The organism is Aquipseudomonas alcaligenes NBRC 14159, assembly GCF_000467105.1.
Lineage (GTDB): Bacteria > Pseudomonadota > Gammaproteobacteria > Pseudomonadales > Pseudomonadaceae > Aquipseudomonas > Aquipseudomonas alcaligenes.
Window position 1 is genome coordinate 1 of sequence record NZ_BATI01000085.1, and the last position, 2,651, is coordinate 2,651.

General features: G+C 60.5%; 2 protein-coding genes and 1 pseudogene. All 3 read left to right on the top strand.

From position 1 onward, the window contains the following. Positions 1–293: pseudogene (locus tag PA6_RS23785) on the top strand (restriction endonuclease subunit S); the annotation flags it as partial. A 665-nt stretch (positions 294–958) separates the two neighbouring features. Next, a complete protein-coding gene (locus PA6_RS22075; RefSeq protein WP_021703180.1) occupies positions 959–1,696 on the top strand; it encodes a hypothetical protein in 738 nt (245 codons plus the stop codon). An 87-nt stretch (positions 1,697–1,783) separates the two neighbouring features. After that, positions 1,784–2,554 (top strand): nuclease-related domain-containing protein, encoded by a 771-nt coding sequence (locus tag PA6_RS22080; RefSeq protein ID WP_021703181.1) that lies wholly within the window; start codon positions 1,784–1,786, stop codon positions 2,552–2,554. The last annotated feature ends 97 nt before the right edge of the window (positions 2,555–2,651 follow it).

Here is a 2,651-nt window from a genome sequence, read left to right on the forward strand (position 1 = left end):
TTTCCCTAGAGATTTGCAGAGAGCTTCCACTTCCTGTTCCACCAGCAGGAGAGCAAACCGAAATCGTCCGCCGCGTCGAGCAGCTCTTCGCCTTTGCCGACCAGCTGGAAGCCAAGGTCACCACGGCCCAGGCGCGCATCGACCGCCTGACCCAAAGCATCCTGGCCAAGGCCTTTCGTGGCGAACTGGTGCCCCAAGACCCGAACGACGAACCAGCCAGCCTGCTGCTCGAACGCATCCGGGCCCAACGCGCCGACGCACCCAAAGCCAAACGCGGCAGGAAAAGCGCCTGATGCTGCTGCGTGGCGACCGTCTGACTCAGCACCGTGCAGCCAAGGCCTTTGCTCACCCCTTCCCTGGGGCTCGGCCTTCGGCCCAGCCTACGGCTGTCCAAAATCGCTCCCGGCGATTTTGTCGAGGCGAACGGATGCCCCAAGACCCGAACGACGAGCCCGCCAGCCTGCTGCTCGAACGCATCCAGGCCCAACGCGCCGCCGCCCCCAAGGCCAAACGCGGCAGGAAGGCCTCGGCATGAACCTACCAGCCAGCATGCCGCAGCCCAGGTTCCGCCCTGCTGGGCGGGTTCCTTTTGGCATTGCCCCAAAAGGAACCAAAAGGTCTAGCCCCGTCATCCGGTCCGCCTGCGGCGGGATTCCCTCGCTACATCGTTGCTCCAGGGGCCGGCTTACAAGGGGCATCCATGCCCCTTTAAGCCTCTCGCCGCATCCATGCGGCTCGTCCCCCTCCACAACGACTCCGCTCGGCCGGACGAAAGGGGCGTTCTGCGCTGCCTGCAAGTCAGCACCCACTGCCCCAGAGGCCTTGAGCGCGTACGAAACATTCATCATTCCTACGCTCCGCGTGGGAATGCAGCTCCAGGCTGCTCCGCGCCGGGCTTAAAGAGCACCACCCATAACGAAAACACAACGCCAACCACTGGAAGCAAGAAGAAGTAACGATGGAAGCCACTATCCAAAACACCCCCGCAAAACTCCTGGCCTGGCTGACAGGTGCCCTGTCCACCCTGATCGGCCTGTGCTGGGCCGTCATCACCTATGTATTCCCCGACCCAACGGTGTTCGGCCTGGGCGTGGTGAACTGGAAGACGGTCCTGACGATCTTCGCCACCTTTATCTTCATGTCAGCCCTGATGGTTTCCATCATGACCTGGCGCCTGCCTACCGTACTGCGTCGCCTCGTCAACCTGGTATTGGCCGTCGGCCTCTGCGCCGGCTTCTTCGTGATCGGCATGGAGTACGCCAAGCCCTCCTTCGAGTTCGCCCAGGAACAAGACCGCATCATCGAGAATGAAAGCCCCACCTTGCTCGGCAAGCGCATGGAGATGGTCGATAACGTACGAATCAACCTGAACGGCTGCAACTTCGTCGCACAAACCCCTTCATGCGTGTTCGAGTTCACCAGTACCAACAAGGACCGCGAGATCAACGTGCGGAGTGTGAGTGCGGTATTCGAGCAGGACGGCAACAACCTGCGCCTGGAAAAGACCCTGGTGGGTAATACGGAGCTGAAGTACGGCTCCATCGAGCTGGTGCGCAACCTCACCACCAAAGTCACCCTGATCTTCCAGCAGACCCGCAACGACCTGAGCACCATTCCCTCCGTCAAGCTTGTGCTCAACGGCTTCGGCAACTATGAACAGGTGGTTAAGTTCAACGAAGTAGCCACGGCACGATAATCAGCCCTAAACCCTGATAGCCACTGGATGGGGGGCTGCGTAGGTGGAGCGCAGCGATACCCATCACCGACTCAGCAAAGGACTGCCATGAACTATCTCGCTATCCTCCAGCCGCTGCTCGACACTCTGAAATGGCTGATCCCGGCCATGCTGCTGATCGGCCTGCTGAAAACGCCCTGGTTCAAGGGCTGGTTCGGCGAGCGGCTGGTGCGGGTGTTGGCCCACTATCGGCTGGATCGTCAGGTCTACCGGCGCCTGCATGACGTGACGCTGCCCACGCCGGACGGCACCACACAGATCGACCATGTGTTCCTCTCGCCCTTCGGCATCTTCGTGCTGGAGACCAAGAACATGCGCGGCTGGATCTTCGGCAGCGAGCAGCAGGCGCAATGGACGCAGCAGATCTACAAGCAGCGCTTCAAGTTCCAGAACCCGCTGCGCCAGAACTACAAGCACCTCAAAGCCCTGGAAGCCACCCTTGGCGTCAGCCCCGAGCACCTGCACTCGGTCATCACCTTTGTCGGCGGCAGCACTTTTAAAACCGAAGTCCCGGCCAACGTGACCCAGGGCATCGGCTTTATCCGCTATATCAAGTCATTCCAGCAGCCGCTATTTAGCGAGGCCGAAGTCGACGCCATGCTGCACGCCCTACAAACCGGTCGCCGCGCGCCGACCCTCGCCACCCACCGCGAGCATGTGCAAAACCTTAAGCGCCGGAATGATCCGACAGCCGAGCGGCAATGCCCGAAATGCGGCAGCGCGCTGCTGATACGCACAGTGAAATCGGGGGCAAAAGCAGGGCAGCAGTTTTGGGGATGCTCGGCGTTTCCCAAGTGCCGAACCATGCAAAACCTTTAGCACTCATCGACCCGCGACACGGAGTACATCAATGCTTATTGCCTTTGCGGGACTTCCAAGCTCTGGAAAATCGTCTACAGCTAAAGCCCTAGGGAAA

What these genes read in the sequence shown, in the direction of transcription:
- PA6_RS22075 (WP_021703180.1), top strand. Translation starts at nt 959, where the DNA reads ATGGAAGCCACTATCCAAAACACCCCCGCAAAACTCCTGGCCTGGCTG.
- PA6_RS22080 (WP_021703181.1), top strand. Translation starts at nt 1,784, where the DNA reads ATGAACTATCTCGCTATCCTCCAGCCGCTGCTCGACACTCTGAAATGG.